We start from the raw sequence: 12606 nt of genomic DNA, 5'->3' as shown, positions 1-12606 counted from the left end.
GCCAGGAGGGCTCGGTTATCGTCCGCCCCGTGCCTGTGTTCGGTCTCGCGGCGGTGTGGGGGGAAGCGGCTTCGCCCGAGAAGGCGGCGGCCGTCGTGGAGGGCCTGGGCGCGCTCCTGCCGTCCGCGCAGTCGATGCAGCTCGTGGTGGCGTTCCGCGACGAGGCCGGCGCGCTGGAGGTGAAGGTGGAGGTGCCCGGCTATCCGCGCGCGGCGGTGGAGCGGCTGGGCGAGGAGGTGCGCAAGAGCGGCGGCACGTTCGTGGAGCTGTGGCGGCTGCCCAAGGCGGAGCGGGACGCGCTGCGCTCGCGCACGCTGACGGGCGGCACGCCCTTCACCGGCGACGAGCGCACGCAGGCCGCGCAGGAGCTGCGGCAGCACCTGGAGGCCCTGGCCGCGCGAGGCCCCCTGCCCGCCCCGTCCGCGCCGAAGCCCCCGCCGCCGCCCGAGGCACCGCCCGCGCCGCCGGCCGCTCCCACCGCCGCGCCACCGGCACCGGGTGACGAGTCCCAGCGCCGCGCCCGGCGCTTCGCGGTGAAGCTGGAGATGGAGTTCCGCACGGAGCTGGACTTCGTGCGCGAGCACGCGCTGAACATCAGCAACGGGGGACTCTTCGTGCGCACGGCGCACCGCCCGCCCCAGGACAGCGTCGTCACGGTGGACGTGAAGCTGCCCAACGGCCAGCGGCTGCAGGGCGAGGCGCTGGTGGTGCACGTGGTGGATGACCAGTACACCGGAGGCGTGGGGCTGGCCTTCCTGAGTGACGACGACACCTTTTCGGCGACGCTGGACGGGTACCTGGCGAGCCTGGCCGGAGAGAAGGCGTGACGTTGGAGGAAGGCAAGACCCCCGAGTGGCCGCGCGACCTGGGCCGCTTCCAGTTGCTGTCGCGGCTGGGGCGCGGCGGCAACGCGGAGGTGTTCCGCGCGCGGATGCTCCAGGGACCGCACGCGGGCGAGGAGGTGGCGCTCAAGCGCGTGCGTCCGGAGCGCCTGCGGGACGCGGAGGCGCGCGAGCAGCTCCTGCACGAGGCGGAGCTGGCGCGGTGCCTGGACCACCCGCACATCGTGGGCTTCCGGGAGTACGGGGAGCTGGCGGACGGGCCCTACCTGGCGCTGGAGCTGGTGGACGGCACGGACCTGGGGCGCGTGCTGGCGCAGTGCCGGCGCCGGCGCATCGAGCTGCCCATCGACATCTCCGTGATGATGGTGCGCCACGTGCTGGAGGCGCTGGCGTACGCGCACCAGGCCACCAACTCCAAGGGCCTGCCGCTGGCGGTGGTGCACTGCGACGTGTCTCCGCACAACGTGCTCTTGTCGCGCGGCGGAGAGGTGAAGCTGGCGGACTTCGGCGTGGCCCGCTCGCGGGCGGGCCTGGCGGTGGACCCGCGGCGGGTGGGCAAGCAGAACTACCGCTCGCCGGAGCTGCTGGCGGGCGAGGTCTCCGTGGCGGTGGACCTGTGGGCGGCGGCGGTGCTGCTGTACGAGCTGCTGTCCCTGGAGTCGCCCTATGAGGAGGGGACGACCGAGGAGGTGGAGGCCTCCATCCGGGGCCTGCGGTTGACGCCCGTGCGCATGGTGGCGCCGGAGGTGTCGGATCCGCTGGCGCTGGTGCTGGACCGGGCGCTCGCGCCGCACCCGGCGCAGCGCTTCTCCTCCGCGGAGCAGTTCGCGCGGGCGCTGGCGGCGCTGAGCGACGACCGCGTGGCGACGCCGCTGGCCGTGGCCGCGGTGGTGCGCGGCCTGATGGGCGCGGAGCCGGTGACGGGCTGAGCTACGCCACCTGCTGGTTGGAGGGCACGACGAGCCCCGCGTCGCCTTCGACGACGAGCTTGCTGCGGCCGCCGCCCTGCTTCACCACGCGCACCTGCACGCCGATGCGCTCCGCGAGCCCGCTCACGTGGGAGATGATGCCCACCTGGCGCCCGGTGGCCTGGAGCGCGTCGAGCGTGGCGAGCGCGACCTCCAGCGTCTCCGGGTCCAGCGTGCCGAAGCCCTCGTCGATGAAGAGGGTCTCCACCTGCGTCGTCTCCGACGAGAGCGAGGCCAGGCCCAGCGCGAGCGCGAGCGACACGAGGAAGCTCTCGCCGCCGGAGAGGCTGGCCACGCTGCGGACCTCGTCGCCCATGTCGCCGTCCACCACCTGGAGGTCCAGGTCGTGGCCGGGCACGCGCTCCAGGCGGTAGCGGCGGGCCAGCTCGCGCAGGTGCGCGTTGGCGTGCAGGAGCAGCGCGTCCAGGGTGAGGCTCTGGGCGAAGACCTTGAACTTCTTTCCGTCGTGCGAACCGATGAGGTCGCCCAGCGTCTTCCACACCTCCGCGTCGGCGCGGCGCTGCTCCAGGGCCCGGGCCTCCGCGCCATGGCGGGCGCGGGCGGCGTCGTCGTGGTCCAGCTTCGCGCGCAGCAGGGCCTCCGCGCGGCGGCGCACCTCCACGTCGGTGCGCAGGCGCTCGCGGAGCTCCGCGACGTCTGCCTCCGCGAGCGTGGGGAGCCCGGAGGCCTCATGGCGGACGCGGCGCTCGCGGCGCTCCACGAGGATGGCGCGGGCCTGGGCCACGGACTCGCGCAGGGCGTTGAGCGCGCGGGCCTCCGCGTCGCACCAGGCGGCGCCGCGCGACAGCAGGGCCTTGAGTGCTTCCAGGGTGGTGCCATGGCCGGCGAGGCGCTCCGAGAGGACGGCCTGGGCGCGGTCGAGGGTGAGGGCGGCCTCGGTGCGCAGGCGCACGGCGTCCTCGGCGCGGGCGGTGGCCACCTTCTCCGCCTGCTGGAGGGCTTCGGAGTCCTCGCGGGCGCGCTCGTAGGTGGCCTGGGCGGCGTCGATGCGCGCCTGGACCTCCGCGCGCACCTCTTGCGTGGGGCGGCCCTGGAGCAGCCGGGCGCGGGCCCTGGACGCATCCTGGAAGGCCGCGTCCTTGAGGCCCGCGCGGTGGGCGGCGGTCTGTGCGTCCTCGATCCGGGACTGGAGGCGGACCTCTTCACGGGCCCGCAGGCCCTGTTGTTCCTCCAGGCGCTTGCGAGAGGTCTCCAGCTCCGCGAGCTTCTCGCGCCACTTCGTCACGCGCGCCAGGCACTGGCCCTGGAAGCGGGCGGGGTCCGCGGCGAGCTTGTCCTTCCAGGTGACCTCCTCGCTGGCGAACGGAGGGGACACTTCGGCGAGGGCGCGCTCGCGGGCGTCACGGGCGGTGTCCCGGCGAAGCAGCGCGTCCCGGTGGGACTGGGAAGCGCGGGACTGAGCGTCCTCGGCCTTGCGAAGGGCCTCGGCCGCGCCTTCGCGCCGGGTGCGCCGGGTCTCCAGCGAAGCCCGGGCCTCGCGAGCGGCGCTGGCGCGGGCCTCCGCGGAAGCCTCTTCGTCACGAAGGGTCGCGAGCCGCGCGCGCACGTCCTCTTGAGCTGAACGGATCCACGCCTGGGCGGTGGGGTCCTCCGCGTCCTCGGGAGGCGATGCACTGGCATCCTGTGCGGCGGGGTCCACGCGGGTCCACCGTTCACGCGCCGCGCGCCAGGCTTCACGGTGCGCCGTGCGCTTGCGGGCCGCCGTGTCGCGCCGCGCCTCGGCCTGGGTCGCGGCCGTGTCCGCGGTCGCCTGCCGCACGCTCGCCGCGCCCTCCTGCTTGGCCGCGGCATCCCGCGCGGTCTCCAGCTCCAGCACCCGGGCCGCGGCCTCCGCGACCAGCCCCTCCAGCGCGGAGGACTCCCGGGCATACGGATGTTCGAGCGCGCCGCACAGCGGACACGGCTCGCCTTCGTGCAGCGCGGCCCGGTGCGAGGCCAGCCCCTGCGTCGCCTCCGCCCGCGACTGCGCACGGCGCGCCTCGTGGAGCATCGCCTCCTGCGTCGCCCGCCGCGCCGCCGCGTCCTTCGCCTCCTCCGCCGCGCGCTGGGAAACCTCGCGGTGCGCCTTCACCTCCGCCGCAGCGTCACCTTCCGCAGCGCCCTCCGCCCGAGCCCCTTCGCCCGCGAGCGCCAGGGCCCCCAGCGCGTCCTGCCGCGCCAGCAGCGCCTCCCGGAGCTCCCGCCTCGCCGCGCCGCCATCCTCGCCCAGCGCGGCCTCCGCGTGCGTCGCCAGGGCCTGCGCCTGCGCCTCCGACTCGACCGCGCCCTGGTGCTCCTCGCGGCGCGCCTGGGCCTCGTTGCCCAGGCGGTCCGCGTCCTTCCCCAACCGGTCCGCGTCCGCGCCCGCAGCCTGCTCCTCCTTCAGCGCTACGGCGAAGCGCTCCAACTCGCGCTGCCAGCGAGGCCACTCCGTCGCCAGGGACTCCCAGCTCGCATGCGACGCGCGCCACGCCTCGGCCGCGTCCACCAGCACCTGGGCCTTCGCCTCCGCCGCCTGCACCAGCCCCAGCGCATCCCGAGCCGACGCCTCCGCAAGCTTCGCCTGCTTCGCCAGCTCCGCGGCCTCACGGGCCTCGCGCTCCGCCTCCGCGCGGCGCGTGTCCAGGGTCGCGGCCTCCTCCAGCGCCGGACGCACCGACGCCTCCGCGTCCAGCGCCGCCGCCCGCGCGGCCTCCGCCTGCATCCGCACCTGCCGCTGCGCCGCCGCCGCCGCGAGCGCCGCCTCCGCCTGCGAGGCCCGCTCCAACAGCTCGGCCTCCGCCCTCACGCACCCCTGCTCCGCCGCCTCCACCGCGGACACCACCGCGCGGAAGCCCTCCGCCGCGCGCACCGACTCCAGCAGCGCCTCACGGGGCGCCGCCGCCTCCCGCTCCGACTCCGCCCGGGCCACCGCGCCTTCCGCCTGCTGCTCCTGCCCCACGAACTCCGCGCGCTGCGCGTACCAGGACCGGGCCGCCTCCGCCTCGCGCAGCCGCGTCTCCTCGCGGACCCGCGCCGCCTCCTCCTCGCCCAACTGGACGCGCACGCCCTCGCGGTCCGCGTCCGACATCAGCGCGATGGCCGCGAGCCCCTGGGACAGCCGCTTCAGCTCCTCCTGCTCCTTCGCGTTCTTCTCGTGCGCCGCGATGGACAGGCGGCTGTACACCTCCGTGCCCGTCATCCGCTCCAGCAGCTCCGCGCGCTCGTTCGCGTCCGCGCGCAGGAACGCCGCGAACTCCCCCTGCGCCAGCAGCGCCGAGCGCCGGAACTGGTCGAACGACAGCCCCAGCCGCTCCTGGATGGCGTGGAGCACCTCGCCCTTGGTGCGGCCGAACACCTGCCCCGAGGCCACGTCCGTCAGGCTCAGCTCCTGCGGCCGGAATCGCCCCTCCGCGCGCTCGCGCGCACGCCACACGTTCCACCGCGCCCGGTAGCGCCGCCCGTCCTTGCCCAGGAAGTCCACCTCCGCGTGCCCCTTGCCCGCCCCGCGCCGCAGCATGCCGCGCACGTCGTACGCGGACAGGCGCGCCTCCTCGTCCTCGTCCGCGCGGCCCACCAGCACCTTGCTGGGCCCGCCCAGCCGGGGCGTGCGGTCGAACAGCGCCAGGCACAGCGCGTCCAGCAGCGTGCTCTTCCCCGCCCCCGTCGCGCCGGAGATGGCGAACAGCCCCAGCCGGTCCAATGGCGCCTGGTCCAGCTCCAGCGCGAAGTCCCCCGCGAAGCTCGTGAGGTTGCTGCCGCGAATCGCCAGGATCTTCACGACGCGTCCTCCTGCACCTGCGTGAGCAGCGCGTGGAACGACTCCAGCAACCCCGGCGAGGGCGCCTCCTTGAAGTCCCGCGCGTACCGGGCGAGGAACACGTCCTCCGGCGTGCGCTCCCGCAGGGACAGCCCCGGCCGCACGTCCGCCAGCGCGCCGCCCGTGCCCGTGTAGAACGGCGTCAGCTTCACCAGCCGCGCCGCCCGCCCCTCCAGGGCCTTCTCCACCTTGTGGCGCAGCGCCGGCTCCGGCCGGGGCAGCGACACGCAGACCTCCAGGTACGGCCGCATCGACTCCGGCGCCCCCGGCTCGCACGCGGGCAGCGCCGCGAGCAGCTCCAGCACCTCCGACAGCGGCGCCGCGTCCCGGGCCGGCACCCGCATCATGTCCGTGGTGCGCGGCACCGACAGCGGCCGCACCTGCGTCAGCGCCCCGTCCTCCACGTCCAGCACCAGCACCTGGTGCCGGTAGTGCGCCTCCGACAGCGACAGCGGCAAGGGAGAGCCGCTGTAGCGCACGCCCTCGCGTCCGCCCACCCGCTGCGCCTTGTGCAGGTGCCCCAGCGCCGCGTACGCCACGTCCTCCGGGAACAGGTCCACCGGCAGCGCATGCTGGTTGCCGCCCAGAATCTTGCGCTCGCTCAGCTCCGACAGCTCCGAGCCCGTCATGTAGCAATGGCCCATGGCCACCAGCGCCTGCCCGGACCGGCGCCGCCTGCGCGCCGCCTCCAGCACCTCCGCGTAGACGGAGCGCACGCCCTCCACCAGCCGGTCCCCTTCACCGTCCGGCACGGACGGCAGGTCCGAGGGCCGCAGGTACGGCACCGCCGCCACCCACGCGCCCACCTTCCCGCGCGAGTCATGCACCGGCACCACCAGCCGCTCCAGCTCCAACCCACCCCGGTGACGCGGCAGGCCGCCCACCACGCGCACGCCCAGGGCGTGGAACAGCGGATCCGGCGCGTCCAGGCGCGCGGCGGAGTCGTGGTTGCCGCCCACCACCACCACGTCCAGCTTCGGCAGCGTGCGCCGGGCGCGCGCGATGAAGTGGTACCAGGCCGCCTGCGCCTCCGCGCTGGGGTTGGCCGTGTCGAAGATGTCCCCGGCCACCAGGAGCGCGTCCACCTCCTGGGACTCCAGCGTGTCCAGCAGCCACGCCAGGAACGCGGCGTGCTCCGCTTCGCGTGAGACGTCATACAGCGTGTGGCCCAGGTGCCAGTCCGACGTGTGCAGCAGGCGCATCCGGCGTTCACCCTCCCTCGTGGCCCGGTGGCGGGTGCGGGCCGGGCAGCCTCCCCCGGTCCCATCCCCGACTCCAAGCGGCGAGCCCTCGCTCCCTTACCCGCCCCCTCTGACATTGTCGAAAAAGGACGTCATTCCGCGCGCTTGCATCCGTGGCCTGCCCGACGCGTCCCGTCCTCCCCACCCCACGCGCCACGGCGCCTCCGCCCGCGGCCGGGGCCCACCCGCGAGGACACACGCATGGCATGGGGCCCCTGCGCCATGCGTGCGGTCCACACGGAGCGCGTGCGCCATGCGCCGCGCGGGAGCGCGAGCCACGTGGGATTCCACACGTTTGCGCTCGCGCGGCGTTCCTTCCCCAGGTCCACGCACCCATGCCGCAAGCCTGCCCGGCGCGCGGAGGTGCATCCGCGATCGGATTGATGGTCCACGCGTCGCGGGGCCAGTGCACAATGCGCCGCCATGCTTTCCGGTGTCTTCTCCCCGCTCGGCATCCTCGCGTCCCTGCTCGTCCTGGGCGCCCTGGTCCTCGCCACGCTGTTCCAGCTCAAGCGCCGCCAGCGCGCCGCGTGGGAGGCGTTCGCGAAGGCGCACGGCCTCTCCATCGCGGAGCGGCGGATGGAGGTGCAGGGGCGCTATCAGGGGCGGCCGCTGCTGCTGGCCACGGGCAAGCGCGGCGCGGGCGGCAAGAAGCGCCACACCGTGACGGTGCTGCGGCTGGACCTGGAGGGCGCGCTGCCCGCGGACCTGCTGCTGGAGCACGAGCGCCCCGAGGACAAGCTCCCCGGCGCCGCCACCCCGCGCGAGGAGCTGCTGGGTGACGCGGAGCTGGACGCGGCCTTCCAGGTGGAGGGGCTGGCCCCGGAGGCGCGCCCCGTGCTGTTGGAGCCGGGCGTGCGCCAGCGCCTCCTGGGACTCAAGGGCCACCGCCGCGTGAGCATCAAGGGCGGCTGGCTCCAGGTGGAGCAGCGCGGCGTCCCCGCGAGCGCCGCCGCGCTGGAGGCGTTGCTCCGCGCGCCCCACGACCTGGCCCGCGCCGTCTCCGAGGCCGCCCCCGCGCTGCCCGCGACGAGCGCGGTGGAGGCCGCGCCGCACGCGGAGGCGTCGCGGATGGACGAGGAGCTGCCCGGCTCCGAGCACGCCTGAGGGCGGCGCTTCAGCCCACCCGCGCGAGCGCCTCCACGTACTGCTCGCGCACGCGCGCGGCCAGGGCCGCCGAGTCCGGCCCGAACGTCTCCGGCGGCAGCGCGGGCATCACCCGCACCGTGACGGTGGCGCGGGGGCTCATCCACGGCCCGTCCCCATCCACCAGCTCCCGCGTGCCGCGCACCAGCACCGGCACCACCGGCACGTGCTCCTCCAGCGCCAGTTGGAACGCGCCGCGCTTGAAGGGCAACAGCTCCCCGGACGAGTACGTGCCCTCCGGGAAGATGAGCACCGGGATGCCCTTGCGGAGCCACCGGCGGCACGGGCCCAGCAACTGCTCCATGGACGTGGAGCTGCCGCGCACGATGGGCACGTAGCCCAGCAGCGTCATCATCCAGCCCACCAGCGGCGTGCGGAACAGCGACGCCTTCGCCACGAACTTGTACGGCGTGAACAGCCCCATCACCGCGAGGATGTCCGCGAACGACTGGTGATTGACGACGTAGACGCACGGCCCCCTGGGCAACAGCTCCCGTCCCTCCACCCGCACGCGCCAGCCGGGGGACGCGTGCAGCCACAACCCGTAGCACCAGCGGCACACCAGCACGTGCAGCCACTGGCGGTTCGGATCCAACGGGTACGCCACCACGAACAACACCGCGCCCAACGTGAAGAGGATGGGCGCGGTGACCAGGAACAGCGCGAAGAACCACAGCGAGACGACGTAGCGCATGCGAGAGGGGAGGACTCCGTTCAGCGCGACGCCGGAGGCGTCAGGTCCGCCGCGAGGAGTACCATGTTCCCACCGCCCCCTCACGCCCGGCCGCCCGTGCGCTCACCGGAGGAGCCTTGACGAGGGCGCGGGAGCGCCCGAGCGCCGGGGCAGGCAAGACGTCAGGCCCGCGTCATTCTCCTGCAATGCGCTTGCAGGGCCGCCAGATTAGCGCCTTAAGGTTCCCGGCGAACCCGGAGGGAGAACCGCATGGACGCGCAGGGAGTGCACATCGAAACCCATCCCCGTGAGGGCGAACCGGTGTTCAGCGCGGGGCGCCCGGACCCCTGCACCCTGGTCCTCTTCGGTGCCACGGGCGACCTGGCCGAACGCAAACTATTCCCCGCCCTCTTCGAGCTCGCCCGCTCCGGCCTGCTCCCCGAGCACTTCGCCATCGTCGCCTTCAGCCGCTCCAAGCTGGAGGACGCGTCCTTCCGCGAGCACGTGAAGGAGGGCCTCAAGAAGTTCGCCCGCACGCAGCCGCTCGACGAGGCCACCTGGAAGCGCTTCTCGCAGGCCATCGAGACCGCCTCCGGCGGTTACGACGACCCGGAGGCCTTCAAGCGCCTGGGCCAGAAGCTCCAGGACATCTCCCGGCGCCACAAGACGGACGGCAACAAGCTCTATTACATGGCCACGCCGGCCTCCACGTTCCCGCAGATCATCCACAGCCTCTCCAGCGCGGGGTTGATCAATCGCGAGGAGCAGCCGGGAGAGAAGCCCTGGAGCCGGCTCATCATCGAGAAGCCCTTCGGCCACGACCTGGAGAGCGCGAAGGCCCTCAACAGGACGCTGGGCTCGGCGCTGGACGAGAAGCAGATCTTCCGCATCGACCACTACCTGGGCAAGGAGACGGTGCAGAACATCCTGGTGTTCCGCTTCGCCAACGCCATCTTCGAGCCGCTCTGGAACCGCCAGCACATCGACCACGTCGAGATCACCGCGGCGGAGGCCATTGGCGTGGAGGGCCGCGGCGGCTTCTACGACGAGACGGGCGTCATCCGGGACATGGTGCAGAACCACCTGCTCCAGGTGCTGGCCCTGTGCGCCATGGAGCCCCCGGTGTCCTTCGCCGCGGAGGACATCCGCGATGAGAAGACCAAGGTCTTCCGCGCGCTGCGCCCCGTCGAGGGCGGCGAGGTGCCCCAGCACGTGGTGGTGGGCCAGTACGAGGGCTACCAGGACGAGAAGGGCGTGAAGAAGGGCTCGCGCACGCCCACCTACGTGGCGATGAAGATGAACATCGACTCGTGGCGCTGGCAGGGCGTGCCCTTCTACCTGCGCGCGGGCAAGAACCTGAAGAAGCGCCTGACGGAGGTGTCCATCCACTTCAAGTCGGTGCCCATCGGCCTGTTCAGCGGCGGCGGCGCCACCTGCCAGCGGCTGCAGCCCAACGTGCTCACGCTGCGCATCCAGCCGCACGAAGGCATCGCGCTGTCCTTCGAGTCCAAGATCCCCGGCGAGGACGTCAACATCGGCGGCGTCACCATGGACATGGACTACGCGGAGAGCTTCAAGAAGCCCGTGCCGGAGGCGTACGAGCGGCTGCTGCTGGACTGCATGCGCGGCAACGCCACCCTCTTCGCGCGCCAGGACAGCGTGGAGCAGGCGTGGGGCTACATCACGCCCATCCTCCAGGCGCTGGAGACGGACGCGGGCGGCACGGTCCACACCTACGCCAAGGGCAGCAAGGGCCCCGACGCCGCGGACGCGCTGCCCGCGAAGAACGGCCGGCGGTGGTCCCCGCTATGAGCCCGCCCCTCATCGTCCCCCCGGAGCGGCTGGCCCGCGAGGCCGCGGACTGGATGGCGCGCGAGCTGGAAGAGGCGCTCGCCACGAAGCCCCGCGCGAGCCTGGCCCTGTCGGGCGGCAACACGCCCAGGCCCGCGTACCGGCTGCTCGCGGACCACAAGCTCCCCTGGGAGCGCGTGGACGTGTACTTCGTGGACGAGCGCTTCGTGCCGCCGGACCACAAGGACAGCAACTACCTGCTGGTGAAGGAGTCGCTGCTCGCGCCGCTGAAGCTGCCGGACGCGCAGGTGTTCCGCATGCAGGGCGAGCGCACGGACCGCGACGCCGCCGCGCGCGACTACGAGAAGACGCTGCCCGCGAAGCTGGACGTGGTGCTCATCGGCGTGGGCGAGGACGGCCACACCGCGAGCCTCATGCCCGGCCACCCGGCCCTCCAGGAGCGCACGCGGCGGGTGCTGGCGGTGGAGCAGAGCGCCAAGCCGCCGCCGTGGCGGATGACGCTGACGTTCCCCGTGCTCCAGGGCGCGGGGGCGGTGCTGGGGCTGGTGGCCGGCGAGGGCAAGCGGGACGCCATGCGGCGAATCCTCGCGGGCGATATGTCCCTGCCCGCGTCGCACGTGACGAACACGCAGTGGATGTTGGACCCCGCCGCCCACGGGTGAGGCGGCCCCTCTGGAGGGAACGATGAGCACACAGACGAAGCCGGCGCAGTTCGGCGTGGCGGGCATGGGCGTGATGGGCGCGAGCCTGGCCCTCAACATCGCGGACCACGGCTTCAGCGTCGCCGTATGGGACCGCCACCCGGAGAGCATCCAGAAGGTCCTGCGGGAGAACCCGAAGCAGGCCCTGCAGGGCTTCCCGGAGCTGGAGAAGTTCGTCGCCGGCCTGGAGCGCCCGCGCCGCATCCTCCTGATGATTACGGCCGGCGCCCCCGTGGATGAGATGATGGGCCGGCTGTTCCCGCTCCTGTCGCCCGGCGACGTCATCATGGACGCGGGCAACTCCTGGTACCTGGACACGCGCCGCCGCGAGGCCCTGTGCAAGGAGAAGGGCTTCCACTTCCTGGGCATCGGCGTGTCCGGCGGTGAGGAGGGCGCGCGCCACGGCCCGTCCATCATGCCCGGCGGCCCCAAGGACGCGTACGCGCTGGTGCAGCCGGTGCTGGAGGCCATCGCCGCGCGCAGCGAAGAGGGCCTGTGCGTCACCCACGTGGGCCCGGAGGGCGCGGGCCACTTCGTGAAGATGGTGCACAACGGCATCGAGTACGCGGACATGCAGTTGCTCGCGGAGACGTACGACGTGCTCCGCCGCGGCCTGGGCCTGGACACCGCGACGCTGGCCGACCTCTTCAGCAAGTGGAACGAGGGCATCGCCGAGTCGTTCCTCCTGGAGACCACCATCAAGGTGCTGCGCAAGCGCGACCCGGAGACGGGCAAGCCGCTGGTGGACATGGTGCTGGACAAGGCCGGCCAGAAGGGCACGGGCAAGTGGACGGTGCAGGTGGCGCTGGACCTGGGCGTGCCGGTGCCCTCCATCGCGTCCGCGCTGGACGCGCGCAACCTGTCCTCGCGCAAGGACGAGCGCGTGGCCGCCAGCCAGAAGCTCCACGGCCCCGACGTCTCCCTGTCCTCGGAGGAGAAGAAGGAGCTGGCGCAGTGGGCGCATGACGCGCTCTACGCGGCGCGCGTGGTGACGTACGCGCAGGGCATGCGGCTCATCCAGGCGGCGTCGGACGAGTACAAATGGGGCGTGTCGCTGGCGGAGATGGCGCGCATCTGGCGGGGCGGCTGCATCATCCGCGCGAAGCTGCTCACCCCGCTGCGCGAGTCCTTCCAGCGCCAGCCCACGCTGCCCAACCTGATGGTGTCGGAGGCCTTCGCGCCCGTGCTGGACAAGATGGCCCCGGCGTGGCGCAAGCTCGTGGGCGTCGCGACGAAGGCGGGCATCCCCGTGCCGGTGTTCAGCAGCAGCCTGGCGTACCTGGACAGCTACCGCAGCCCGGAGCTGCCGCAGAACCTCACCCAGGCCCAGCGCGACGCGTTCGGCGCGCACACGTACCAGCGCCGGGACAAGCCCGACGCCGGCTTCGTGCACTCGGACTGGCTGAAGTAGTCCCGCCGCCCCT

At 73.4% G+C, this 12606-nt stretch carries 9 protein-coding genes; 6 read left to right on the top strand and 3 right to left on the bottom strand.

The annotated features are described in order from the left end of the window. Positions 1-29: 29 nt before the first annotated feature. Together K8612_RS14825 and K8612_RS14820 are read left to right on the top strand one after the other, a co-directional pair. Complete coding sequence (locus tag K8612_RS14825; RefSeq protein ID WP_223740784.1) at positions 30-827, top strand: TIGR02266 family protein; 798 nt, start codon at positions 30-32, stop codon at positions 825-827. Further along, positions 824-1771, top strand: a complete 948-nt coding sequence (locus K8612_RS14820) for a serine/threonine-protein kinase (protein WP_223762727.1) — start codon at positions 824-826, stop codon at positions 1769-1771. Before K8612_RS14825 ends, K8612_RS14820 begins: the two co-directional genes overlap by 4 nt. A 1-nt stretch (position 1772) precedes the next feature. Here K8612_RS14820 and K8612_RS14815 read toward each other — a convergent pair whose 3' ends face one another. Both K8612_RS14815 and K8612_RS14810 read right to left on the bottom strand, forming a co-directional pair. Beyond that, on the bottom strand, positions 1773-5570 hold the full coding sequence (locus tag K8612_RS14815; RefSeq protein WP_223762726.1) for an AAA family ATPase: 3798 nt from the start codon (positions 5568-5570) through the stop codon (positions 1773-1775). Continuing rightward, the gene (locus K8612_RS14810; protein WP_223740787.1) at positions 5567-6811 is read right to left on the bottom strand and encodes an exonuclease SbcCD subunit D; all 1245 of its coding nucleotides are present in this window, start codon (positions 6809-6811) and stop codon (positions 5567-5569) included. The genes K8612_RS14815 and K8612_RS14810 overlap by 4 nt, the downstream gene beginning before the upstream one ends. Positions 6812-7273: 462 nt before the next feature. Between K8612_RS14810 and K8612_RS14805 the strand changes: the two genes are divergently transcribed. Then, positions 7274-7957, top strand: a complete 684-nt coding sequence (locus tag K8612_RS14805) for a hypothetical protein (protein ID WP_223762725.1) — start codon at positions 7274-7276, stop codon at positions 7955-7957. A 10-nt stretch (positions 7958-7967) separates the two neighbouring features. Here K8612_RS14805 and K8612_RS14800 read toward each other — a convergent pair whose 3' ends face one another. Then, positions 7968-8690 (bottom strand): 1-acyl-sn-glycerol-3-phosphate acyltransferase, encoded by a 723-nt coding sequence (locus tag K8612_RS14800; RefSeq protein ID WP_223740789.1) that lies wholly within the window; start codon positions 8688-8690, stop codon positions 7968-7970. A gap of 249 nt (positions 8691-8939) precedes the next feature. Here K8612_RS14800 and zwf point away from each other — a divergent pair, with 249 nt between their 5' ends. The 3 genes from zwf to gndA are packed head-to-tail and all read left to right on the top strand — an operon-like array spanning position 8940 to position 12593. Further along, complete coding sequence (gene zwf, locus K8612_RS14795) at positions 8940-10481, top strand: glucose-6-phosphate dehydrogenase (RefSeq protein WP_223762724.1); 1542 nt, start codon at positions 8940-8942, stop codon at positions 10479-10481. Continuing rightward, on the top strand, positions 10478-11143 hold the full coding sequence (pgl, locus tag K8612_RS14790; protein ID WP_223740791.1) for a 6-phosphogluconolactonase: 666 nt from the start codon (positions 10478-10480) through the stop codon (positions 11141-11143). The genes zwf and pgl overlap by 4 nt, the downstream gene beginning before the upstream one ends. A gap of 22 nt (positions 11144-11165) precedes the next feature. Then, entirely contained in the window at positions 11166-12593 is a 1428-nt protein-coding gene (gene gndA / locus K8612_RS14785; protein ID WP_223762723.1) for an NADP-dependent phosphogluconate dehydrogenase, read from the top strand. Positions 12594-12606 lie beyond the last annotated feature (13 nt).

It is taken from the genome of Corallococcus sp. AS-1-6 (assembly GCF_020037015.1).
Lineage (GTDB): Bacteria > Myxococcota > Myxococcia > Myxococcales > Myxococcaceae > Corallococcus.
Note: the sequence above shows the minus strand (reverse complement) of the source record. Positions and strands in the feature narration are given on the sequence as shown.

Coding starts and splice junctions, on each gene's coding strand:
- zwf (WP_223762724.1), top strand. CDS start 8,940: ATGGACGCGCAGGGAGTGCACATCGAAACCCATCCCCGTGAGGGCGAA.
- K8612_RS14800 (WP_223740789.1), bottom strand. CDS start 8,690: ATGCGCTACGTCGTCTCGCTGTGGTTCTTCGCGCTGTTCCTGGTCACC.
- gndA (WP_223762723.1), top strand. CDS start 11,166: ATGAGCACACAGACGAAGCCGGCGCAGTTCGGCGTGGCGGGCATGGGC.
- pgl (WP_223740791.1), top strand. CDS start 10,478: ATGAGCCCGCCCCTCATCGTCCCCCCGGAGCGGCTGGCCCGCGAGGCC.
- K8612_RS14810 (WP_223740787.1), bottom strand. CDS start 6,811: ATGCGCCTGCTGCACACGTCGGACTGGCACCTGGGCCACACGCTGTAT.
- K8612_RS14805 (WP_223762725.1), top strand. CDS start 7,274: ATGCTTTCCGGTGTCTTCTCCCCGCTCGGCATCCTCGCGTCCCTGCTC.